This window comes from Niastella sp. (assembly GCF_045805085.1).
In the GTDB taxonomy this organism is placed as follows: Bacteria; Bacteroidota; Bacteroidia; order Chitinophagales; family Chitinophagaceae; genus Niastella.
Genome location: NZ_JBJMLX010000535.1, coordinates 1 through 24,233 on the forward strand (window position 1 = coordinate 1; position 24,233 = coordinate 24,233).

General features: G+C 45.9%; 16 protein-coding genes and 1 pseudogene. 3 read left to right on the forward strand and 14 right to left on the reverse strand.

Going from position 1 to position 24,233, the window contains the following annotated elements; translation table 11 throughout:
• Together ACJ751_RS27820 and ACJ751_RS27825 are read right to left on the reverse strand one after the other, a co-directional pair.
• Window positions 1-1,013: pseudogene (locus ACJ751_RS27820) on the reverse strand (nitrous oxide reductase); the annotation flags it as partial.
• A 165-nt stretch (window positions 1,014-1,178) separates the two neighbouring features.
• Window positions 1,179-1,655: a c-type cytochrome gene (locus ACJ751_RS27825; RefSeq protein WP_407748809.1), complete on the reverse strand. Its 477-nt coding sequence runs from the start codon at window positions 1,653-1,655 to the stop codon at window positions 1,179-1,181.
• Window positions 1,656-1,967: 312 nt separating this feature from the next.
• Between ACJ751_RS27825 and ACJ751_RS27830 the strand changes: the two genes are divergently transcribed.
• The 3 genes from ACJ751_RS27830 to ACJ751_RS27840 all read left to right on the forward strand — a co-directional run bounded on the left by ACJ751_RS27830 (window position 1,968) and on the right by ACJ751_RS27840 (window position 4,932).
• Window positions 1,968-2,567, forward strand: coding sequence for a Crp/Fnr family transcriptional regulator (locus tag ACJ751_RS27830; protein ID WP_407748810.1), 600 nt, complete (start codon window positions 1,968-1,970; stop codon window positions 2,565-2,567).
• Between the two features lie 163 nt (window positions 2,568-2,730).
• Entirely contained in the window at window positions 2,731-3,276 is a 546-nt protein-coding gene (locus ACJ751_RS27835; protein WP_407748811.1) for a ferritin-like domain-containing protein, read from the forward strand.
• A gap of 180 nt (window positions 3,277-3,456) precedes the next feature.
• Complete coding sequence (locus tag ACJ751_RS27840; protein WP_407748824.1) at window positions 3,457-4,932, forward strand: MFS transporter; 1,476 nt, start codon at window positions 3,457-3,459, stop codon at window positions 4,930-4,932.
• Between the two features lie 236 nt (window positions 4,933-5,168).
• Here the strand turns inward: ACJ751_RS27840 and ACJ751_RS27845 are convergent, their stop codons facing one another.
• The 12 genes from ACJ751_RS27845 to ACJ751_RS27900 all read right to left on the reverse strand — a co-directional run bounded on the left by ACJ751_RS27845 (window position 5,169) and on the right by ACJ751_RS27900 (window position 23,959).
• Window positions 5,169-5,444 (reverse strand): zinc ribbon domain-containing protein, encoded by a 276-nt coding sequence (locus ACJ751_RS27845; RefSeq protein WP_407748812.1) that lies wholly within the window; start codon window positions 5,442-5,444, stop codon window positions 5,169-5,171.
• Between the two features lie 289 nt (window positions 5,445-5,733).
• Window positions 5,734-7,065, reverse strand: a complete 1,332-nt coding sequence (locus ACJ751_RS27850) for an MFS transporter (protein ID WP_407748813.1) — start codon at window positions 7,063-7,065, stop codon at window positions 5,734-5,736.
• Window positions 7,066-7,128: 63 nt separating this feature from the next.
• The gene (locus tag ACJ751_RS27855) at window positions 7,129-7,785 is read right to left on the reverse strand and encodes a bifunctional 4-hydroxy-2-oxoglutarate aldolase/2-dehydro-3-deoxy-phosphogluconate aldolase (protein ID WP_407748814.1); all 657 of its coding nucleotides are present in this window, start codon (window positions 7,783-7,785) and stop codon (window positions 7,129-7,131) included.
• Entirely contained in the window at window positions 7,785-8,795 is a 1,011-nt protein-coding gene (locus ACJ751_RS27860; protein ID WP_407748815.1) for a PfkB family carbohydrate kinase, read from the reverse strand. The genes ACJ751_RS27855 and ACJ751_RS27860 overlap by 1 nt, the downstream gene beginning before the upstream one ends.
• Window positions 8,795-10,243 (reverse strand): glucuronate isomerase, encoded by a 1,449-nt coding sequence (gene uxaC / locus ACJ751_RS27865; RefSeq protein ID WP_407748816.1) that lies wholly within the window; start codon window positions 10,241-10,243, stop codon window positions 8,795-8,797. The genes ACJ751_RS27860 and uxaC overlap by 1 nt, the downstream gene beginning before the upstream one ends.
• A gap of 29 nt (window positions 10,244-10,272) precedes the next feature.
• On the reverse strand, window positions 10,273-11,928 hold the full coding sequence (locus ACJ751_RS27870; RefSeq protein ID WP_407748817.1) for a UxaA family hydrolase: 1,656 nt from the start codon (window positions 11,926-11,928) through the stop codon (window positions 10,273-10,275).
• A 2-nt stretch (window positions 11,929-11,930) separates the two neighbouring features.
• Window positions 11,931-13,442: a tagaturonate reductase gene (locus tag ACJ751_RS27875; protein ID WP_407748818.1), complete on the reverse strand. Its 1,512-nt coding sequence runs from the start codon at window positions 13,440-13,442 to the stop codon at window positions 11,931-11,933.
• Window positions 13,443-13,603: 161 nt separating this feature from the next.
• A complete protein-coding gene (locus tag ACJ751_RS27880; RefSeq protein ID WP_407748819.1) occupies window positions 13,604-15,544 on the reverse strand; it encodes a glycoside hydrolase family 88 protein in 1,941 nt (646 codons plus the stop codon).
• Between the two features lie 59 nt (window positions 15,545-15,603).
• The gene (locus tag ACJ751_RS27885; RefSeq protein WP_407748820.1) at window positions 15,604-17,247 is read right to left on the reverse strand and encodes a glycoside hydrolase family 28 protein; all 1,644 of its coding nucleotides are present in this window, start codon (window positions 17,245-17,247) and stop codon (window positions 15,604-15,606) included.
• 464 nt (window positions 17,248-17,711) lie between these two features.
• Entirely contained in the window at window positions 17,712-19,415 is a 1,704-nt protein-coding gene (locus tag ACJ751_RS27890; RefSeq protein WP_407748821.1) for a RagB/SusD family nutrient uptake outer membrane protein, read from the reverse strand.
• Between the two features lie 30 nt (window positions 19,416-19,445).
• Window positions 19,446-22,715, reverse strand: coding sequence for a TonB-dependent receptor (locus ACJ751_RS27895; RefSeq protein WP_407748822.1), 3,270 nt, complete (start codon window positions 22,713-22,715; stop codon window positions 19,446-19,448).
• Window positions 22,716-22,864: 149 nt separating this feature from the next.
• On the reverse strand, window positions 22,865-23,959 hold the full coding sequence (locus tag ACJ751_RS27900; RefSeq protein ID WP_407748823.1) for a FecR family protein: 1,095 nt from the start codon (window positions 23,957-23,959) through the stop codon (window positions 22,865-22,867).
• Window positions 23,960-24,233: the final 274 nt, after the last annotated feature.

The window sequence follows — 24,233 nt, forward strand, 5'->3', positions numbered from 1 at the left end:
TCACCGGTGGGGTCAACATCGCAACCGTGTGGTGATTTAGGACAGGGGATAAAATAGCAGATGTCTTTCAACACAGTGGGATCGAGCACGGTAACCTCATTCAGGATCTCTGTGGTGGCGTTGTGTGTTTTTTCATCGTAATGGCTGCGGCTGTATTTCGATGCTTTCTTAACGCCTTTGCCTGCTTTCAAGTACTCTTCTGCTTTTTTCCAGTTAACCGCCAGGATAAAGTCTTTATCGCGTTGGGAAGCGTTTACTTCAAGCAGCGTGTTAGCCTGTTCTGAATTATAACAGCTAAAGAAGAACCAGCCATGGCTGGGCCCTTTACCGGCATGGCTCAGGTCGAAGTTCACACCCGGTGTTTGCAGCTGGAATGCAATATCCATTTTACCGGTAGTGGGTTCCACGCTGATAAAGCTTAATGAACCTTTGAAGTTTTGTTTGTAGGAAGCAATAGGTACATCCTGGTTATCACCGATAGGTATGCTGAACCGGGTGCCTGCTACCACATACTCAGTATTCTCTGTTATAAAAGGAGAAGAGTGGTTACCGGCGCTGTTGGGTAATTCAAGGATCTCGGCAGTACGGAATGTTTTGAGATCGATACGGGCTACCCGGGGTGTATTGTTGGCATTGGCAAAAATCCAACGGCCATCTATTTCACCATTTGTTTGCGATAGTTCGGTATGATGCAAATCGTCCCAGGGAACAAAGCCATGCGAAGTATTCAACATAGCCTTGGTATTCTCGCTATAGCCATAGCCCTTTTCAGGGTCAACGGAGAAAACCGGGATAACGCGCAGCAGGCGACCGGAAGGCAATCCATAAACAGACATCTGTCCGCTAAAGCCACCGGAAACAAAGTTGTAGAACTCATCGTATTTGCCAGGGGCCACGTAGGCTTTAACAGCCGCATCACCGCTTATTGCAGTAGCCGCATTATGGGGTTTACAGGCGGGTAGCCAGGAAGCGGCTACTGTTATTAAAAGGAGCGTTTGATTAAGAGGTTTCATATATTTTAATTAGAAGATTATGTTTAAGGTTACAGGTTTCAAGTTTCAAGTTCCAGGTTTCAGGTGCGCGGTCAGGATTCTGTATTCCATGTAACCTGTAACATGTAACAGACTCTTGTATTCTCGACAGCTATTCACCATTGACCATTCACCATTGACCATTAACTATTTCACTCCATCATTCTTACGCATAAACTCATATACATTACGAGCTTCTTCATCGCTAAGGTTTTGATTGGGCATACGCACCATGCACAACTCCAGCATGGCCTGTGCTTTAGGATCTTTCTCAATCATTTCATCGGTGTTGGTTACAAAATTCAGGATCCATTCAGGTTTGTGTCTGCCGGTAACGCCCTTCCAACCCGGACCTACCAGTTTTTCATCGGTCAGCTTGTGACAGCTGGCGCATTTCATATCATATATTTTATTACCCGCATCGGCCAGTTTTTTGTCAAGGGCAGGGCTCACCGTAACACTGGTGAATTTACCGGTGCCTCTTTCAGGGTCATAGGAGGGAGCCTTTTCTGCTTTTGCGGCTTCAGTCGCTGGTTGGTCAGCTGTTGAAGTTTGTTTTGGCGCATTGCCCGAGCAGGCGTATAAGCCAATTGCTATGCCCAGTATCAAGATCATTTTTTTCATATCGATTATTTTTGTTGTATTACCCCACAAGATTACGCAGCACTGAAAGGGACAAGTATGATTGCAATCATAAGTACCAATGGTAAAACTTCATTTAATCTTTCCCTGCTTTGCCAGGTGACATTCGTCATGTAACTTACTATTTACAAATTCTCATCAAAGCAAGCATGGGATTGGGTTTCAGGCCATGAACCGTTGTATTGCCAAAACCGGGCAGCCTGGCTGACTGATATAAAGCATATATGACATTGTGGAAGATCATCTACCCGGCTGATTGCCAGGTATACATTTGAGAGAGCTAATAATTAACTTATGATGATCGATATTGACCTGCTGCTCACCTGGGGCGCCACTTATAAACAAGTACAACGTGATGAAATTATTTTTCATGAAGGCGGACATAGCAACTTCTATTACCAGGTGGTAAGCGGCCGGGTACGATGGGTAAGTATAAATGAAGACAGCCGGGAGTTTATTCAACTGATGGTTGAAAAAGAGGAAAGCTTTGGAGAATTCCCATTATTTGATGACGGGACCTATGCTGCTACTGCTATTGCTGACGAAGACAGTGTGATCATAAGATTGCATAAATCTAATTTTCAACAACTGCTAAAAGACAACCCCGGGATACATTTCGCATTCACCAGATTACTATCCGAACGCATGCGGTTCAAATTCATGACCATCCGCGAAATGGCTTATTATAACCCCGAACACCGCATCAGCGCCCTGCTTACTTATTTTAAAAAGAACAACAAGCATACCTGTCCGAAATGTAAACAAATACAACTGACCCGCCAGCAAATTGCCGATATGACCGGCCTTCGGGTTGAAACGGTCATCAGGGTTATGCGTCAATTGCATGATAAGGGGGCATTGCTCATAGAGAAAGGGAAGGTATACTGCCAGTAATTACCAGAAAAAAAGGGTCAGCTATTAATTCGAAGTTCCGCCTTCATTACACTCGTTCCAGAGGGTATAAGAATTGCAAACTTATCTATGCAAGCACACTGTTAAAAGAAAAATCATCCCGACCCTTAACGTAATTAATACCTAAAATACTTTCTCTATGGCAATGCAAACTAACACAGGAACCCAACGTTCTGTAGTTACGTCCGACTCTAAACTGCATCAGTTTTTTATGCAGCAACTACAGGATGTTTACTGGGCAGAAAAGAAGCTGGTGAAAACCTTACCCAAGCTGTCTGACGCCGCTACATCGACCAGATTAAAACAAGCATTTAACGATCACCTGGAACAAACCATTAACCATGTAACCCGCATTGAAAATGTATTCCGCCTGTTGGGTGAAGAACCCAAAGCATTGAAATGCCCGGCTATGGCAGGCATTGTTGATGAAGGCGCCGATATCATCGATGAAACTGATGATGGAAGTGCACAACGGGATGTAGGTTTAATTTTTGCAGCACAAAAAGCTGAACACTACGAAATAGCAACTTACGGTGGTTTGGTACAGTTAGCCCGTACAATGGGTCATGATGATTGCGCTGAGCTGCTCGATCAAACACTGGCAGAAGAAAAAGTTTGTGATAGTTTACTTAGTAAGATCGCAGAGGAAGATGCCAATGTGAAAGCAAGCACCGAAAAGTTTGAAAGTTAAACATTAACAATCAGTCGTCGGCAATTATACGCAGGCATCCGCCAAATGGTGGATGCCTTTTTGTTAAATAATAGTTTTATGTTATACTAAGTAGCTCCCTGTAATAATATCCACAGATATAATGCGTTCCTTTGTGGTGCGTTTATTATTGCATCTATTTGCATCCAAAGAGATCGTGTGATGAAACTTTTACCATCTGATCAATTAACCAACAACCAGGTAAAGTCCGGGTTGCACCTGATATTAAAAGATGGTCTTGCTACAGAGACCATGAACGTTTTAACAGCAGGTACCTTCCTGGTTGCCATAGCCTTATACATGGGCGCGTCCAACGTACAGATTGGGGTGCTGGCAGCTCTACCCACTTTCACCAATATATTTCAACTGGTATCTGTGTGGCTGGTACAGCGTTTCAATAACCGGCGCGCCATTACGGTAACCGCCGCCTTCTGCGCACGCATCCCGTTACTGGTTATTGGTATCATTCCTTTATTATTCTCAAACATTGCCAGCGTTTCTTCGCTGATCTTCTTATTGTCGTTCCAATGCCTGTTTGCTTCCATTGCCGGCGGCAGCTGGAACTCCTGGATGCGCGATCTTATTCCACAACAAATACTGGGCAGCTATTTTTCGCACCGCAGCCGTCTGATGCAGATCCTGAATGTTACACTCAGCCTGTGTATTGCCATGAGCGTTGATTATATCAAGGGGCATCATCCAACGCATGAGATCATGGCTTATGCGGGGATGTTTATTTTCAGTGGCATTGCCGGCATGTGGGGGGTATATGCCCTGGCCCGTACGCCCGAACCTAAGTCTAAACCTATCCATGATAATATTGTAAAGCTGTTCAGCAAACCGCTTACTGTACACAATTTCCGAAAGCTGTTGGTCTTTAATTCCATTTGGATCTTCGCTTTTAACCTGGTAACGCCTTTCTTTTCGGTATACATGATGAAGACCCTGGGCCTGCCGCTGTTTTATGTTATCAGCTTAAACATAGTTGGCCAGGTAAGCAGCATCACATCTATAAAATTATGGGGCAGGTGTTCAGATCGCTTTAGCAATAAAACCATCATTCGCATTTGTGCACCGGTTTACATTGGCTGCATCATGCTTTGGTCGGTAGTTGGCGCTATGAATGCCGTTGTACTGTTGCCTCTGCTGGTCATCATGCATATGTTGATGGGCGCTTCCAACGCCGGCATTACACTGGCCCTTCAAAATATTGGGTTAAAACTGGCGCCTGCCGATGAAGGCATTGTGTACCTGGTTACCAAGAATATTGTTACCGCTGTATTTTCTGCCACCGCTCCCCTGGCGGGTGGTTTACTGGCCGACTTCTTTACCAGCCATTTTGTTATTCATTTATTTGGCCGCGGTCAATGGAACCTGTTATTTATGTTGGGCGCTGCTGTTGGTATTCTTTCGCTGAAACTGTTAAAAGCAGTTCAGGAAAACGGGGAGCTTGATAAAAAGTTACTGGTAACCGAACTGCAGCATAACTTCAAAAAACAGATCCGCAACTGGCATCACATGCCGCTCCTGCGCCGCTGGTTCTACCTGCGCACTGCCATTGTGTTGAAAAAAGGATTATCCTTTCATTTTGACGATCTCATCCAGTTCAAAGGATGGAAGGAAAACAATAGGCAATAGATAGACGACAATAAGCAAGGGATGCCTTAATTACATTACCCTGACTATAATCTACCTCTTCGCAATTCGGAAGCCTTGCCAAAAAAGATTGTACCACTGACGTAACAGGATGACAGCTCTGAGACCAGAAACTGCACAAGTGAGTATATTACTATTCACTGAGGAATAGCACAAGAGAATTTAATGGGTGAAGAATTGCTTTGAATCAGCGTTAAAAACGCCTTGCTTCAGGTAAATTATTCAATAGCAAGGGGATGTGATTTCCAGCGCTCCAGTTTGTGTATGTTACGGGTATAAAGGCCAGTCAGGAAACCAGGAAAGCCAACTTCTTTTAATTTTCCCTTTACCCGTTCTTTCATATCATCAACTGTAATGTTGCGCACCGTGAATTTTCCATCCTGAAAACAGTGACTGCAATACATCGTGCTTCTGGTCCCGTCTGCATGAGTGCCACCGGAATCCCGTTTCATAGGTATACCGCAGGATTGACAGCATTTGTAGGCTCTTTCCATAACAGCTGATTTATTGAATGAATGAATATTTCTAATTTACATAATTCCGCTGAATAACGAACAGTTATTAGTAATAGATTCAGTTTTTTTAAATTTTTACAATGAGATGGGTTAAATTTTGCCCTAATTGCGGTTTTTTTAGGCATTTTATTGCCTGTTTATTGAAAATGATCTAATGCAATTTTAATATGATCGGGCGGCTATTTATAGCCGCAAAAGGTTTTTTAAAAACAACGGGGAAGCGACCTCTAAAGGACCCTTCCCCGTTGTACATATTAAAAGAAAATTCTTACAGTTCTACGCGTTTCATCTTTGGCACCAGGAAGTGCATAATGACCCAGGCTAATAGATAAGCGCCGCCACACACCGCAAACATGATGTAGTATGCAGTTTCAATGTGTCCAAGATTGCGGTAGTACACAAACATGTTCTTTTGTACAGCGGCAGATAACAAAATACCACCTACGGCGCCAAACATACCACCAATACCTGTTACCGAACCGGTTGTATGCTTGGGGAACATATCACTTACTGTGGTGAAGATGTTAGCACTCCATGCCTGGTGAGCAGAAGCGGCGATACCAATTACGATAACGGCCCACCACATATTTACGTTACCGGCCATTTGTGCAAAAATGATGGGAATAACAAAGAAGGCATAAATGAGCATGGAGGTTTTACGGGCTTTAAAAGGCGCCCAGCCAGAGTTGATCAATTTCATGGGCAACCAGCCGCCCAATACACTACCTATAGTTGACATTGAATATACAACTGCTACGGGTAATGATACGGCAGTTCCTTTTAATCCGTACTGGCTGTTCAAAAAATCGGGTAACCAGAAGAGATAGAACCACCAGATGGGGTCGGTAAGCAGCTTACCAATGGCAAATGCCCAGGTTTGTTTGTAGCTGAGCAGTTTGATCCAGGATACGCTGGGTTTTACCTGTTCCAGTACAGGTGTTTCGTCTTTATCGCTATGGATATAATCATATTCGGCCTGGGAAACTCTTTTTTGTTTCTTTGGTATTTCATAGTAAATAAACCACAAGATCAACCATAAAAAACCTAATGCACCGGTAAGAATGAATGCCCAATGCCAGCCTAATGATACCACAATGTACGGAACGGCTATCGGCGCTACTATAGCGCCTACATTGGCCCCGGAGTTAAAGATACCTGTCGCCAGCGCTCTTTCTTTTTTAGGGAACCATTCGGCCACTGTTTTAATGGCGGCAGGAAAGTTACCTGCTTCAAACACGCCCAAAAAAGAACGGGCTACACCAAAACCAAACACGGTATTCACGGCGGCATGGGCTACGGCGGCCGCGCTCCATAAAGCCGTGGCTACAGCATACCCCATCTTGGTACCCATTTTATCTATCACCCGGCCGGCCAATAATAAACCAACGGCATAGGCCACTTTAAAAGCGATCTCCACATTGGCGTAGTCGGCATCGTTCCAATGCAGGTCATTGGTAAAGGTTTCTTTCAATAAACTGATAACAGCGCGGTCGAGGTAATTTATCGTAGTGGCAAAGAACACCAAACCACAGATCGTCCACCGGTATTTCCCAATAGATTGTTGGATGGTAGGTCCTTTTTCTTTCGCTATAGCTTGCATGTCAGGTCCTTTTAGGATAGAAAGACGTGCCTCATTCCGGGAACGTGGCAAGCCATTTCAATTTTATTTGATGTTGTTTAGTATCTCCAGCACTTCTTTCGTTTGCTTTGTCAGCTTATCGTATTCCTTGTTCTGCAGAACGCTTTTACTAATCAGCTTGCTACCCATCCCTACTGCACACACGCCATTATCGAACCATTCCTTTATGCTCTTCTCAGTGGTATCAACACCACCGGTAGGCATAAATAAAATACCCGGGAATAATTCTTTAATTGCTGAAATATAAGAGGGTCCTACCACACTGCCCGGGAAGATCTTCACCATTTTAGCGCCATTCATTTCGGCGGTGAAAACCTCTGTGGGTGTTAAACAACCGGGGATCCATAATAAACCGGCGTCCTGCACCACTTTGGCTACCGGCGGATATACTACAGGACTAATAATAAAATCTGCACCGGCATTAATGAATAATTCTGCATCGGCCGTTGTTTTTACGGTTCCAATGCCCAACAGCATGCCGGGCATGCTATCGTTCACCACTTTGCGCATCTCTTTAAAGTTGGCAATGGCCTCTGCTCCACGATTGGTATACTCAACGGCTTTGATGCCGGCTGCATACAATGCTTTTAACACATCAATGCTAACTTCCTTATCCTTGTTAAAGTACAGCGGCAACATTTTCTGTTGCGTGATCTGACTTATTATATCCTGTTGATTCATCATGCTGTTTTAATAGTAGCGGTTATATCGGCTACCGTTTTATTGGTAGCGTCGCCTTTAATGAACAATTTCTGAAATGCGGCGGCTGTTGCAAACTCCACTGTATCCTGTGCCGGTTGCTCTTTGTAAAAGCCATAGATTAAACCAGCCATATAACAATCACCACTACCTACTTTATCAACTACCGTTTCAGTGGTGTATACCGATGAAACATGCAATTGCGAATGGGTATATAAAGTGGTATAATATAAAATGCCATTATGATCGAAGCGGAAGGTATTGGCCACTGCTTTGCAGCGTGGGTATTGCTTTATGATCTGTTGTGATGTTACCAGCGCCTGCTCCAGGTACATTTCTTTTGTATCGGTGGTAACCAGGTCGGGGTGAACAGGGATCTGCAGCATTTTTTCGGCAGCCCATACATTGCCCATGATCAGGTCGCAGTAAGGGGCCAGCCGCATCATCACTTCATGCACCGGCACACCGTATTGCCATAATTTGGCGCGGTAATTAAGATCGATTGAAACGGTAATGCCTTTTTTATTACATACCTGCATTACTTCTTCGCACACATCGGCTGCGTCGGCATTCAATGCCGGGCAGATAGCACTTACATGGAACCAGCTTACACCTTCAAGGATGGCGTCCCAGTTGATAGTGCCTTTTTGCAAACGGGCAAAGGAAGAATCGGCACGGTCGTAAATAACACCCGCATTCTTTACATCCAGCCCCTGCGGCAGGTAATAAGTACCAATACGGTGTCCGCCATATTGAATGGCAGATGTATCGATATTACTTTGCTGCAGTGACCTTACTATCTGATGTGATAAATAATTATCGGGTAACCCGGTCATGTATTTTACCGGTATTTTCCAAAGGGCCAGGGCACGGGCTACATTCAATTCGGCACCACCTACGTGTACGGGCATCGATGCATTTGCCAACCATTGGCCTTCGGTATCTGGCGATAACCTTAACAGTAATTCGCCAAAGCTTAACACATTGCCCATTACCAGTTGAAGTAGTTTTTAGCGTTGTTAAAACAAATGTCCTGGATCACCTGGCCTATCCAATCGATGTCGGCAGGTAATTCGCCATTTTCTACATCATCGCCAAACATGTTACACAGCAGGCGGCGGAAGTATTCGTGGCGGGGGAAAGATAAGAAACTTCTTGAGTCGGTCAGCATCCCTACAAACTTGCTCAACAGTCCCATGTTGGAGAGGGAATTGATCTGTTTGGTCATGCCATCTTTCTGATCGAGGAACCACCAGCCTGATCCGAATTGTACCTTTCCGGCCACGCTGCCATCGTTGAAGTTACCGATCATGGTAGCCATCAACTCGTTGTCGGCAGGATTCAGGTTGTACAGAATGGTTTTTGCCAGTTGGTTATTGGTATCGAGTTTGTTCAGGAATTTAGACAACTGACGGGCTTGTGAAAAATCGCCGATCGAATCCCAACCGGTATCGGGACCGAGTTGTTTCAGCATGCGGCTGTTGTTGTTACGCAGCGCACCCAGGTGGTATTGTTGCACCCAGCCTTTTTCCCAATCCCAGCGGGCAAATTCCACCAACATGGCTGATTTGAATTTCAGGTTCTCTTCAAGAGACAACTCTTTACCGCTTCTTATTTTATCGAATGCATTTTTAATTTCTGTTTCGGTATAATCTTCCGCATAGATCTGCTCCAGACCATGGTCGCTTACGGAACAACCCATGGTTGCGAAGAAGTCGTGCTGTTTTTTTAACGCTTTCAGGTAATCGGCATAGCTGCCAACTGATGTATTGGCCGCCGCTTCTACTTTACCTACATAGGCGTTAAAAGTAGCGGCATCATCCACATTCATGGCCTTATCGGGGCGGAATGCGGGCAACACTTTTACTTCAAAGCCATCGGCTTTTATTTTTTTATGATACCCGAGGTTATCGATGGGATCGTCGGTTGTACATACCACCTTTACATTCATCTTCTTCAACAAACTGCGAACGGAGAATTCTTTTGTTTGCAGTTTGGCTGTACACTCGTCGTAAACCTTTTTAGCGCTTTTTGAATCGAGGATGTCGTTTACCCCAAAGTAGCGTTGCAGTTCCAGGTGCGTCCAGTGGTATAATGGGTTGCGTAATGTATAAGGAACGGTAGCGGCCCATTTTTCAAACTTCTCGTAGTCGCTTTTGCCACCAGTGATGTAGTCTTCATTAACACCGGCAGTACGCATAGCGCGCCATTTGTAGTGGTCGCCATACAGCCATACCTGGGTTAAGTTCTGAAACTGGGTATCATTGGCAATTTGATCGGGGGGCAAATGACAATGGTAATCTATAATGGGCATTTGCTTCGCAAACTCATGATACAGCTTCTGCGCAGTGGGTGTTTGCAATAAAAAGTGCTCGTCAACAAACTTTTTCATGGTGAATGGTAAATGGTCAATGGTGAATAGCTCGTGACTATTCACCATTGCCGACTATTTTTTAAAGTTTATATTCATTAAAGAGAAACTCCTCTTTTCCAGGGAATGAAGTCGTCCTGACCATGACGTACCGCACTGATCTCCTGTTCACCGCTGGCTACTTTTATCACATAATCCAGGATGCGCTCACCAGCCTGCTCAATGGTTTCTTCGCCTTCAATGATGGTTCCTGTATTGATATCGATGATATCGCGCATTTTGTTATACAACACGGTATTGCTCGATAATTTAACCACCGGGGCAATGGGGTTGCCTGTAGGTGTTCCCAAACCGGTAGTGAACAATACGATATTAGCGCCGCTGGCTACTTCGGCTGTGGTTGATTCCACATCGTTACCGGGTGTGCACAGCAGGTTCAAACCTTGTTTTCTTACTTTTTCAGGATAATCCAGTACATCGGTTACGGGTGAGGTACCGCCTTTTTTAGCAGCACCGGCCGATTTGATCGCATCGGTGATCAAACCGTCTTTAATGTTACCGGGTGAAGGGTTCATATCGAAACCACTGCCTACGGCCACCGCTCTGGCATTGTAAGTCTTCATCAGGGTCGAGAACCTTTTGGCGATGTCAACCTGTACGCAACGATCGCTCAGGCCTTGTTCCACACCGCACAGTTCAGGAAATTCAGACAAAATAACTGAACCGCCGAGGCCTACCAGCAGATCGGAGGTATAACCGATAGCGGGGTTGGCTGAGATCCCGGAGAAACCATCGCTGCCACCGCATTCCAACCCGATCGTCAGCTTGCTTAAAGGCGCTGGTTCGCGTTTGGTTTGGTTGGCAAGAATGAGTCCTGCGAATGTATGCTTGATGGCTGCAGCCAGCAGATCAGATTCTAACCCGATCTTCTGTTGCTCCAGTATGTATAAAGGTTTGCTGAAGTTAGCATCCCGCTTTTTGATCTCTTCTTCCAGGATAGATACCTGTGCATTCTGGCAACCCAGGCTCAACACGGTAGCACCGGCGCAGTTGGGGTGTGTAATATAACCAGCCAGCAAACCGCACAATGCCTGTGCGTCCTGACGGGTACCACCACATCCACCTTCGTGGTTCAGGAATTTGATACCATCTACGTTGGGGAATAAACGCTGTGCATTGTCTTCATCGGCGTTTGTACGAATGTCGGCGTTCAGAATGTCTTCAACGCTTTTACCGGTTTTGTACAACTCGATGAGCTGTTGCGCCTGGTATTTGTATTTTTTGTTACGGCCATAACCCAGGTCGCGTACCAGTGATTCCTGTAATACGTCGAGGTTACGGTTCTCACAAAATACCATGGGAATAACCAGCCAGAAGTTGGCGGTCCCTACCTCACCATTGGGGCGATGGTAGCCCATAAAGGTGCGGCCGGCAAATTTCGATACATCTGGTTTTTTCCAGTCTGTATTGCGCTGGGCGCTTATTTCGAAGTCGTTTGCTGCGTGTTTTACATTACCGGTTGAAATAAGACCGCCTTTTTTAATGGGCGACTGGGCTTTTCCAACCAATACACCATACATGATGATGGAGTCGCCTGCCTGCAGGTCGGCAGCTACGAACTTATGTTTGGCTGCAATATCATCTGTTAATGTATATTCCTGTCCATCTAACGATACTGTTTCGCCCTTTGATAAGTTGGTAAGTGCTACTACCACGTTATCATCTGCATGTACTTTTAAGACCTTTTTCTTCATATTTATGCCAATACTTTTTTGGTCTGATTTTGAATTGTTTTAGCTACGCCGTTTTCCAGTAATGCGGACATGTTTTCTTTTACAGCCTGGGCAAAACCAGGGATGGCGCTCAGGTCGGCTCCCCACAGGGCCGTGTCGGCCAGTACTTCATCGGCCAGTTGGGCGGGCTTCAATTTGCTCCATTTTTCAAAGAAATAAGCAGCAAAATCGTCCTGGATATGATATTCTTTTCCCTGCCATTCGCCGTAAAATTTGTCCTGTTTCTTATTTACGGGCTTCAAAAATAACAGATAAGCGGCAAAACCGAGAGCAATATTCTCGGGGACTGCCTTTACCCGTTCTGCATATTTCAGGATCACGGGCACATTACGCATCTTCATTTTTGAAGTGTATTGCATGGTAATGTTTATCCAGTGGTGTTCAATATTCGGGTTGGCGAAACGATCGAGTACTTTACTGCCAAAAGTTTGGGAAACGCCCTGTTCTACATCATAAGGAATACCGGTAGCTATCTCATTTAACATTAAACGACTGATAAATGTTTGCATACCGGCATCGTCCATAGCCTGTTTCACGGTGCCAAAACCAGCCAGGTAAGCCAGTCCGCACGACAAAGTATGCGTACCGTTCAACATGCGTAATTTCAGCTCTCTGAACAGGTTGATGTCCGGAGCGATCACCACGCCTTCATCAACGGAGGCAAAGGTTAATACCGATTTTATGTGCTCACCGCCCTCGATAGCCCACAGGCGGTACACTTCGCTCATGGTGAGCAGCTCATCTTTATAACCAAAGGTTCTTTCCAGGTTCTCGCGGATGGCGCTGTCGGGTTTACCGGGTACAATACGGTCAACCAGCGAGCTGCAGAAGTAGTTGCAGTTCTCGAGCCACTGAATGAAGGTATCATCGAGGCCATTCAAATGGGCCAGTTCCAGTACAATGGATTCCAGCTTTTTACCATTATCGGGGATCAGCTCGGTGGGAACGATCACCATTCCGCTGTCGCGGCTGCCGTCGAACGCTTTATAGCGTTCCAGCAAAAATGCCAGCAGTTTACCGGGGAAGGAAACGGGCGGCAGGCGATGGATATCGTCCTGCACCAGTTGAATGCCAACCTCGGTAGTATTGGAGATAATGATCTGCATGTTGGGGTTGTGGGCGCATTGCAAAATTTCGCTCCACTCATCCTTTGCACTCAGCACGCGGCTGATAGAAGAGTTGATGATGTTCTCCTCCACTTTTTTACCGCCTTCCAAACCACGTACGCATAAAGTGTATAATCCATCCTGTTTATCAAATGCAGAAGAATCGCTGTCAGTTGATTTCACCACTACCACCCGGCCATTGAAAACGCCCTGGCGGTTGGCTTTGTCAATGAAATAATCTGGTAACCCGCGTAATAATACGCCAGTACCAAACTGCAATACTTTTTCAGGAAGATCAAAAATTGAATCTGCAGGTGCTTCTATATCCTGCGCACTGATATTTTTCAGGTTGTACCTCGAAAGGATCATATACTCTACGCTTTAATTTTTATAATTCTTTTTTGTTGTTCGTGGCTCTAATCAGACCATCCCATAAAAATGCACACTATTCTTTACATTCCTATCCTGCACTCTCCTACTTCCCATTTCATTTATCCCCTTCATTATGGTGACAATCAGCTGGTAATGTATTACTTCTTTACTCCCTGCTGCAAAAGCCATTTGGCCAATTCATAAGCTGCCTTGGCATTTTCATACTCTAACGGTATTTTTCGTCCATCGGTGTACTCATTGTACAGCCAGGGATCGCCTACGGCAAACACAGCGCCCTTGCCCAATCTGGCTGTCGCCATGATGACATCGTTATCCACCTTTACCAATGGTTTGGCAGGGGCCTTTGTTTCCAGGATGCTGATCTCCTTCAGGTAAACCTTTTTGGTTTGTTTGAACACCTCGTTACCTGCGGGAATGGGTACTGCCCCCATTTCATACTGATTGCCCTGTACAAAGTTGCGGCCCCGGAAACTGAAGTTTATACCGAATGCATTGGCAAGTTTATTGAAATGCACCAGGTCGCAATTGGCGCTGTCGTTGGCCATCAATACCAGCACGCCGCCTTTTTGCACCCAGGCAGTTAATGCCTTTACATGCTCCTCGTTTACATAATTGGGGTTCTTGTTGTCTTTCAGGCCATCCGGATCGCAAATGATGTAAACATCGGTTTTGGCCAGGTTGGCGGCTGTAGGCGCGGCTTCCAGCGTGCTGAGTTGGGCGCCGTAGCTGCTGAAGATATCGCCCAGTAAACTGAAACCGTTATTGCTCATCTCGTTCCAGGTATAGTGGGTGGGGTATTTAAACCCGTTCAGTTCTTTTTTGTCTTCGTGGTTGAAGTAATAATCTACCGTAACCGTTTTGCCTTTACCTACCAGCTCGGCAGGCATGTTTTCCATTTCTGCGCCAGCCAGCAAATACGCACCTATTCCCTTCCAGTCGTTCACAATTACCGGTTCGCCCATATAGTATTCAAAGCTGCCATCGCGGTAAGGGTTGCCACCCAGGCCTGATACTTTTACGGTGCCTTTTAACTCTACTTCACCGTTTGCATTCTTATCAACAAAGGTTTTCAAAATACCATCATAACCTTTTTTGACATTTGCCCAGTAAGTAGTGGGCAGGTAGCCTTTGCGAATGCCTTTGGCGATGGTGTACACCAGCATGCTGGAGGCAGAGGCTTCCAAATAGTTTTTGGGTGTAGTGGGCATATCCACTATATCGTACCACAAACCGGTTTTGGCATCCTGTACTTTGGTAACGGCTTTTGTAAAGCGGTTCAAAATATTAATGAGGGTATCGCGACCGGGGTGATTGGCGGGGAAATAATCCAGCGCATCCACCAGCGCCATTCCATACCAGCCCAAAGCACGGCCCCAGAAATGTGGCGAGTTACCGGTTTGTTTATTGGCCCATTTTTGTTCTTTCGATTCGTCCCAGCCATGGTACAACAACCCGGTTTTGGGGTCGCGGGTGTGCCGCTCTATGGCTGCAAACTGGCGGGTGATATCATTGAAAGCGCTGTCTTCTCCAAACAGCATGGCGTATTCGGCGTAAAAGGGCTGCCCCATGTACAAACCATCGAGCCATACCTGCCAGGGATACACTTTTTTATGCCAGAAGCTGCCTTCTTTTGTACGTGGATGATTTTGCAACTGGCTGCGTAACAGATCGGCTGCTTTTTTATACTTCACCTTTTCTGTTGCGCGGTATAAGGTCAGCAGCAGCTTACCATCGTTTACGTTGTCGATATTAAATTCATGGGGATCGTAGCCTCTGATGGTGCCATCTTCGTTCACCCATGCATCCATACTTTTTTGAATGTATTTATAGTAAGTGGCGTCGCCGGTGGCTCTCCACATCGCTTCCATCCCTTTTAGCACCACGCCCATATCATAGCTCCAATGGGCTTGCTTGTTAGCCAGGGAATCGTTCCACCAGCCCATTACTGAAGCCGCCATTCCCTGTGACCAGTTCTGTTTTGCTGAAGTAGCTACTCCCGACACGGAGGTCCCCTGCTGGGCATAGCTGTTTACCGTGACTAATGTACTAATGGCAATCAACGTACGAGAAAACTTCATGTTAGTGTTTTTTTGTTGCAAGTCGCAATTTGCAAGGTTCAGGTTGCCTGTAAAAAGTTTTACTTGATGGTTACATCCTGTGCCGTAGCGCCAAATTCATACTGAATTTTATCTTTGGCTTTAGAGGCATCGGTATGCTGAATGCTTATATTCTTTGTTCTGTCGCCCGCTACGCGGAATAACAGATCAGCATCTTTTTTATAGGTCAGTTTATCAAAAGTGAGGTGGTCGCTGTTGATAATGTCTACAACCGGGTTGGTCTCTTTGCTCAGGATCGTGATATTTTTAAAGCTGATACCCGATGCTTCCTGGCAGTCGATGCCTTTATCAGCCTGCAGGATGCAATCCTCGATGCGAACATCTTTTACATGCATTTCGGGAATGCCGCGGATAAAGATGCCTTTGGCCGCGCCATTACAAACCACATTCTTTACTACAAAATTCCTGAACTGGGGTGTGCCTTCATCTACGGGCAATTTCTCCACTTTGGGTAACTCGCGTTTTTCGCCAGCCAGCGCTACGGGGTCAACCGACATATAATACATATCGAACAGGATGGCCTCGCCGGGGATATCGATCATCTGGATATCGTTGACATAAATATTTTCAACAATGCCGCCGCGGCCGCGGGTTGTTTTAAATCGCAGACCTATATCGGTTCCTATAAACGTACAGTTGTTAACCCAAATGTTGCGGGCGCCGCCACTCATTTCGCTGCCAATTACAAAACCGCCGTGGGCGTGGTATACTTTGCAATCGCGGATAATTACATTCTCGGTGGGCAGGCCTCTTTTTCTGCCGGCTTCATCGCGACCGCTTTTCATACAAAGTCCATCATCGCCTACATCGAAAGAGCTGTTGTCGATCAGTACCCGGTTGCAGCTTTCCACATCAATGCCATCGCCATTTTGTGCAAACCAGGGGTTCTTTACAGTAACGTTTCTTACGGTAAGATCTTCGCTCATGAGCGGATGCAAACACCAGGCTGCCGAGTTTTGAAAAGTTACTCCTTCCAGTAATACTTTTTTGCATTTAGTGATCACGATCAGGTTGGGACGCAAAAAATCTTTTACGCTTTTATAGAATTCCGGTGTTTTGTCGGGGGTTATTTCACCGGGGTTCTTCATTTTAGAAGCTTTCAGCCATTGTTCTGAGGGATACCAGGATTTACCATCTTCACTAACCACGCCGCCGCCAGTTGTCCATTCTTTCCACTGGCTTTCGGTCAGCTTTTCTTTTCTCACCTGGCGCCAGGCTTCGCCGCCGCCATCGATAACGCCGTAACCGGTAATGGCAATGTTGGTGGCATTGGTGGCCGATACGGGACTCTGGTTACGCATTTGCGGAATGCCTTCCCAGTTGCCTTCCACCAGCTGGTACTGGTTAAAATCTTTGGTGAATTGTAACAGCGCGCCTTTTTTCAGGTGCAGGTTTACATTACTTTTTAAAACGATGGGGCCGGTAAGCCAAAGACCAGCGGGTACAACCACTACTCCACCGCCTTTTTTATTACAGGCATCAATAGCAGCATTGATGGCCTGCGTGTTTAACGTTTGACCATCGGCCAGCGCTCCAAATCTGGTAATATAAGTAGAATCCTTTTTGAAACTGGTGGGTTGAATGACCGGTAGTTTTTGGGCCAATAAACCGGATGAACAAGCCATTAAACCAAATACTGCTGCTGCTTTAAACCAATTGTTCATTACACGATGTTTACATCAATAAATTTTAAAATACAAAGGTATTGAGCCCGGTTGAACCAACCCGATAATTTAACGATTTGAGCGTACGCCTGCAGTAGTTTTTGTTTCTGGAAAAGGTAATAAAAGTTGCAAATACGTGCTGCAAAGCAATCGAATTAAAGATAGAAGTTACAGGTTACAAGTGGCAGGTTGCGGGGGAAAACGGTCCCTGAAACCTGAAACGTGCAACCTGCAACTCGAAATACCTGTTTTTCAGGGGCAAGTGTACACAGATATTTAAACCCACCGAAACGAATATGGAATTTTATTTACGCAAACGTTACCGGCAACGATAACATAGTGGCCAGAAATAAAATGCTGGCAATCAACGTAAATTACCCAGAACCATACCCCTTTACGCGACTGCCAGCAAGATTGTGAAAGAAACCTCCTGTAGTAAAACCTATGCTTGAACTCCTAAAACGTTATTTATATCCCTGATTTTGGGAAAATTCACTCTTATTGGTAACGGCATCGATCTGTGATTGCGGGATAGGCCGAACCGTTTGAAAGTCTTTTATGTACTGGGCAGCATCGGGGTTTAGCCTGGTAACCCGGTCGATCAATTTATTCGTTCTCTTCAGATCGAACCAGCGCAATTGTTCACCGCACAGTTCGCGGGCCCGCTCGTCGAGGATAAAATCGAGGTTAACCTGCGCTCCAGTGATCTGCATGGCGGCCTCATGGCCGGGAATAGCAGCCCGGGTGCGCAGGGTGTTCAGGAAACCGGCGGCTACATCAGGCTTTCCAAGGTTGAAATTGGCCTCGGCCGCTACCAGGTACATTTCGGCCAGTCTGATCACGAACACATCGCGGGCGCTTTGCGCCTCCCCGGCGGAAGCGCGGGTTGAATCCTTGAACTTCTTTAACGACACATAAAACTGTCTGTTGGTTGGTATACCAGCCGCATTATATACGCGTGAAATATCGTAGGTGGTATAGTGTTTGGCATTCATGACAGTTGTGTCCAGTGTGTTCTTTGACGTATAGCAAATTGTATCACCTACCTTGAAGGTGGAGATATCCGTGGGTTTAAAATTATTACCGGCTCCGGTGCCTGCTTTATTGCATAACCATGCGGTTTGAAAGGAAGACTGGTACCGGGAATCGTCATTTTCATTGAACAGATCCAGCAATGCTTTGGTAGGCATATACCGGTTAAACGGCCGGCCATTGGGTACATCACGAACCAGCAGGGGTTTATTTACCTGGTCGTATACCTGCAGGAATAACATATGTCCGCTGTTGCTGCCGCGCGGGTGGCCGCTGGGATAGGCTGCTGATACCAGGTCGTTATTGGCCAGGTTGGTTGAATAATCGATGGCCCAGATCACTTCACTGTTCTTCAGGTTACCCATATTCCACAGATCGGCGAACTTTGGCAATAATTTGTATTTATAGGTGGCGACATTATTAATTAAATCAGTCGCTGTGGCTGCCGCTTCCGCATTCATACCCCGGGTCAGATACATCCGGGCCTGAAATGCTTTGGCTATTGGACTGGTAACACGGCCATAGTCACTTGTAGTGGCTGCCAAATTCTTTACCGCATAATCCAAATCCTGAAATATCAGTTTATAGAAGTCTTCCACCGGTGTTCTGTTGGCGGTTGATTCAATTACCCCGGGCGCTGTAGCCTCGGTGGTCAGGTGCACGCCACCCCAGGTTTCTACAATATGCCAGTAGTAGAACGCACGCAAAAAATGCAGCTCCGCGCTGCGTTGCGTTTTTTGCTTATCGGTATAATCGGGTACATTGTCTATTTGCGCCAAACCGGTATTTATTAAATAGATGGCCGCATAAAAATTATCCCATTCCATTCCCAGGGCCGAGGTATTACTTCCCTGCAGGTTGTCGTAGCGCGATAATTGGGGGAACACGTCGCCAGTGCCGTTTGTCCAGATGTCGGTACCCATTTCTGAAAGGCTGTACCCTTCTTCTTTTCCATACCACCAACGGGTATAGGTATAGGCTGCGTTCACCAGGGTTTCAAAACCTTTGGCGGTTGTATAGGTAACATCGGCGGTCATGCCGGTGGGGTTATATTCTGTTAATTTTTTATTGCATGAGGTAAATACCAGGGATCCCGCCAGCACCCAACCCATGACTTTATTTATACTGTTTTGCATAATCCAATAATTTCTAGAAATGAATAAAGTTTAGAACTCAATATTTAACCCGGTAACCAACAGTTTGGTCAATGGCCGGTCAAACGAGCCTTCGCCTTCCGGATCGTAATCCTTTTGCTTCGCAAATGTGAAGTAGTTCTTGGCGCTCACATACCAGCGTAAATTGTTCACATGGAATTTTTGGGAAATTGTTTTGGGAAGCGTGTACCCCAGGGTTATGTTCCTGATCTTTACAAAAGAACCATCCTTATAGCCCAGCGTTGTAGCAAAGGGCATGGAGGCTCTTGAAATATTGGCATTCGGCCTTGGATAGTCGTTTGTTGGGTTTTCGGGTGTCCAGTAATTAACGTTAGCCCCATTCTCGATGGCATTGGGTTCAAACTTATTGGCATAATCCGATACAAAGGTTTGGCCCACCCGGGCAAACACATACACATTCAGGTCGAAGTTCCTGTAGCTGACATCGTTGCTGAAACCGAGCGTATAATTGGGCACTGCTGAGCCTACCACTGTTCTATCATAAGTAGCATCCAGTTTACCATCTGGCTGGCCTTTATCTCCACTCAGGTCGGCTACGCGAATATCGCCGGGTTTATAACCAAAGCTTTTGGCCAGGGCTGAATCGGGTGTTTGCCAGATACCTTCTTTTTTAAAGTCATAGAACGATTTTACGGGGGAACCGATGAACAGGCCACCAGCCACATCATTTATACCATTCACCAGATCGGTAATGCGTTCTTTATTGCGGGTATATGTGACAGCACTTGACCAGGTAAGATGTTTTGTTTGCACATTCACGGTGCGTAAGGAAACTTCTATTCCATTGTTACGCGTTTTACCTACGTTCTCCACCACCCTGGTATGACCTGATGAACCTGGCAATGGGCGCAGCAACAACAGGTCGCGGGTCCTTGAATCGTAATAGTCTACGCTGGCGGTTATGCGGTTCTTGAACAAACCAAAGTCTAACCCTATATTCTGCGTACCGGTCAATTCCCATTTCAGGTTGCGGTTACCATTCTGCGGGTCAAAACCATAGGCCAGCATACTGATGTCATTGAAGGAATATGGAATGAGTATTAACCCGGTTGTTGTTGAATATGGTTTAACGGCTGCATTCCCGGCTACTCCATAACTGGCGCGTAATTTCAGATCGCTGAATACATTTTGATCTTTCATGAAATCTTCATCGATGATACGCCAGGCTACTGCTGCAGAGGGGAAGAATGACCAACGGTTCTCTTTTAATAATACGGAGGAACCATCGGCGCGGCCGGTTACTGTTAACAGGTATTTGCCTTTATAGCCATAGTTTACCCGGAAGGCGCCCGACAACAGGTTGCTGCCGATATAATTACTCCAGATGCCCAGGTTCAACGGGTTGTTCAGCAAAGCCTTCCATCCCTGGCCAGGGATAATTTGCCCTGTACCCTGCGCATAAGAGCTATCCACTTTATTTGAAATATAACTTGTAACGGCCGTTACATCTAATGCATGATCGCCAAACTTCTTATTCCAGGTTATGATGTTCTCCCAGATAAGATCGGCCTGCGTGGCATTGGTAACTTTTGCCAGCGAACCGGTTGCCGTAAAGCGGGTAATGGTATTTTCGCCCAGGAACAAACCATTGCGCGAACTACCATTGGTTATACCAAGTGTTGAACGCAAGGTAAGACTGCTGAAAGGCTTCCATTCTGCGTAAGCCGAAGATAATATCCGGGTGGTATTGGTATTATTAATATATGCTCCGGGTAGTTCTTCCATCAGCGGGTTTATCTGGTTTGCGCCACCAGGCTGCCTTACCAACGAACCATCAGCGGCATAGGGAACGTAGTAAGGTATTATTTTGTTAGCTACGGTCAATACGTTATCGGTGCGTCTGTTCTCATTGTAATAAGTTAACTGGCTTTGCAATCCTACTTTAAATGTTCCGATAACAGTTTGATCGATGTTCAGTCGTAACGTATACCGGCCTGAGTAATCATTGTTGAGCAATCCTTTCTCTTTAAAATAATCGAAGGAGAAGAACACTTTTGTTTTTTCACTGCCTGAAGCTACGTTCACGCCATAATCCTGTTGAGAGCCATCTTTTAACAGCAGTCCGGGATAGTAGGTGGAAACGCCGTCCTGTACTGCTTGCAGGTCAGCACCGAACAGTTTGGCATCATCGGCTGAAGAATTCCAGGTACCGGCCGTGCGGGCGCCCTGGCGTTTTAACTCAGCATACTGCGGACCGTTCATCGGCACCGGGTAGCCGGTTTTCTTGTTCACGCCATAATAGGTATTTACGCCTACTCTTACTTTTCCGGCAGCGCCTCTTTTGGTAGTAATAATGATTACGCCATTAGCGCCGCGTGAACCATAAATAGCCGTGGAAGACGCGTCTTTCAGCACTTCCATGGACTGAATATCGTTGGGGTTTATATCCTGAAAGTTCGGGTACTGGATACCATCTACTATAAACAACGGCGTGTTTTGCGCCAGGATCGACCGGTTACCCCGTACGGTTACATTCACGCTGGAACCGGCGCCACCGCTGGTGCGGGTAATATCCACCCCGGCCACTTTACCCTGTACGCTTTCCATTACGTTACCGGCTGCTATTTTTTTAACTTCATCGCCCTTGAGCGACACTACTGAACCCGTAAGGTCTCTTTTCTTCACCGTGCCATAACCGATCACCACAATGTTCTCCAGGCTCGATGCTGCAGAGGTCAGCGACAGATTGATCTGTGTATTGTCGCCCACTTTTATTTCCTGTGGGTCGAACCCTACATAGGTAAACACCAGTACATCGTTGTCTTCGGCTGTGATGGTGAATACGCCCTGTTCATTGGTGGTGGTGGCTTTGGACGTTCCTTTTATGGTTACGGTTACACCTGAGAGCGGTGTTCCGTTTGGGTCAGTAATTTTTCCTGTTACCTTTTTCTCCGTGGCCTGGGGGGCAGCATTTTCATTGATCACAATGAGGCCGTTAGCCATAAACTTATACGTAAGTATGGTTTGGGAGAACAAATTGTCGAGCGCCTGGCGAATGTCCACATTCTCCAGGTTGATGGTCACTTTTTGCCTGATGGCCGACAACTGGTTATTGTACAGGAACCGGTAGTTGGTTTGTTTTTCGATATTGACGAGGATGCCGGCGATCTCAGCATTCTTATACCGGAGGTTCAGTCTTTGACCAAATCCCCGGGCCGACACCTGCAGCACAAAAACAAGTAATAAGAAAGTAGTTATTTTCATAACAAGCAGCGCATTGGAAAGCAACGGGCTTTTTATGCCCGTTCTAAAACTTTTCATACATTAGTATTATTATGGGTTAAGAAATCACATCCCCTCCCGCCTGCAAGCGGGTTGTGGAGAAAACGACACCTGAAAATTTTAACCTGTAATGCGCGGAGAATGCTTCCAACATTCTCCGTTTTTTTTGGTTACGTGGAATCCATATATTATTTCGTCGATTTTATAAATACTTCATTGTTAACTATTCTTACATCGAAAGGAACCGCCTCTTTCAATGCCATAAAAGCCTGCTCCACGGTTTCATTTTGCAGGGAGCCATTGAACTTCAACTGACGCACAGTCGCATCTTCAAAATATACTTTGATATTGTACCATCTTTCCAGCTTCAGGGCCAATTGCTCAAAATTGTCGCCACGAAATTCGAGCCGGTTGTATACCCAGGCGGTCTCAATATGTTCACTGTCTTTTATGGTACTGTCGATATGAATGATCTGTTTGATAGCCGGCTCATTAGCAGCAGCAACCGGTTCATTGGTTGTCACCCCTTCGTTGCTGCTGGCGGGTAACACAATTTTTTCGTTGGGATGCAGGTACACCGGATTGCCCTTTGCATCGCCTTTGCGGGTTATTTGCACCAGTCCCCTGATGAGCGTTGTCTCGATCGTTCTTTCTTCGGGATACGATTTTACATTGAAAGCGGTGCCCAGCACCCTGATGTCGATGGTACCGGCATGCACAATGAATGGTTTTTTCTGATGCGTAGCCGGTGAGAGCACCTGTACCACATCAAAAAATGCTTCCCCTTCGAGGGTTATTTCGCGTTCAGGCCCATTGAAATTCGCATACACAATACGGGAACCGGCGTTTAACCAAACAGTAGAGCCATCTGGTAAAATGGTGCGGGTTTTACTTCCCTTGGGCGCCACTACTTCATTTGCGGCTAATGCCTGTTGTTTATTATTCCAGGTCACCAACGCCCAGGCGCTAGCTGCCAGTACAATCAACGCTGCTGCTGCCCAATACCCGGTACGCCGTTTTTTAATAGGAACTACGGGCGCTTCTGATTTCCCGGCTGCAGTTTCCGCTTCGGCCAGTTGTAAAATGCGATTGAGTTTGTCGCTGGTGGCAGGTTCTTCGCCTGCAGGCGCATTTACCGACCATAACTGATGCAGCATGTCATATTGTTGCATCAGCTCAGGATGCTGTTGCAACAGTTCGTTCAGTTCTTCCTTATCCTGTTCAGTGGCATCGCCGCTCAAATTACGAGATAGCAGGAACCAGATTCTTTCAGGTGTTTCCATTGGCGCCTAGTGCGTTTATGTTTATAAGGACAGGCATTTGGGATTACACCATTAATCGTTTTGGAAAAATATTTTTTTATTAAGGTGCAGGTTGACCAGTTAACCAGTTGACCAGTTGACCAGTTGACCAGTTGACGAGTTGACAAGTTAACACGTTGACAAGTTGACAAGTTGACGCGGGAAAATACAGGAGGTAGGAAGTAAGACGTACGAAGAGGTAAGTTTATAGAGTTGATAAGGGATGACAAGCCTGCTGAAAGCTTGGAAGGGTTAA